A 909-nucleotide genomic window follows, 5' to 3' on the forward strand; every position below is an offset into this window, starting at 1 on the left:
AGTAACTGCCGTTACTCCAGTTGCAGGTGGATCTGTTAAGATACACATAGGAGAAGGAAGAAATATAGATTTAGAAATACCTTTAAATGTAGCTGCTTCTATGGGTCTTGCACCAGCTGTTGCACCAGCTACTCAAGCTGTTCAAGAAGTTGTAGCTCCAGTTGCTGAAGCTAAAGAAGCTAAGGCTGTTAGATCATTAGCTAAGAAGCACTTCAAAATAGAAAAAGTTGAACTTGCTGATGAAACTAAAATAGAAGGAACTACTCTTTACATAAGAAAAGATATTTGCCCTGAAGCAGTAGATAGTCAAGAATTAGTAGTAGATATGAAGTTAGAAATAATAACTCCTGATAAGTATAACACTTACAGTGAAACTATAATGGATGTTCAACCTATAGCTACTAAAGAAGAGGGAGAACTAGGATCAGGTAGCACTAGAATAGTAGATGGTGTTATAGTTATGGTAACAGGAACNTATCATGTGGGGAAGACCAGGAGCTCCAGATAAAGGAGACATATTCATAAAAACTCAAGTTACAGTTAAGGCTGGAATGAATATGGAAAGACCAGGACCTCTTGCAGCTCATAGAGCTACAGATGTTATAACTCAAGAAATAAGAGAAGCTTTAAAGAAAGCTGATGAGTCTTTAGTTGTTGAAACTGAAGAATTAACTCAATACAGAAGACCTGGAAAGAAAAAAGTAGTTATAGTTAAAGAGATAATGGGACAAGGTGCAATGCATGATAACTTAATATTACCAGTTGAGCCTGTTGGAACATTAGGAGCTAAGCCTAACGTTGATATTGGAAACGTTCCAGTTATGTTATCTCCACTTGAAGTATTAGATGGAGGAATCCATGCATTAACTTGTATAGGACCTGCTTCTAAAGAAAACTCAAGACATTATT

Annotated in this window: 1 pseudogene; it reads left to right on the top strand. The window is 36.5% G+C overall.

The features are described 5' to 3' along the window. Positions 1-909: pseudogene (locus WJW32_RS10020) on the top strand (D-proline reductase (dithiol) proprotein PrdA); the annotation flags it as partial.

This window comes from Tepidibacter sp. Z1-5 (assembly GCF_037844525.1).
In the GTDB taxonomy this organism is placed as follows: Bacteria; Bacillota; Clostridia; order Peptostreptococcales; family Peptostreptococcaceae; genus Tepidibacter_A.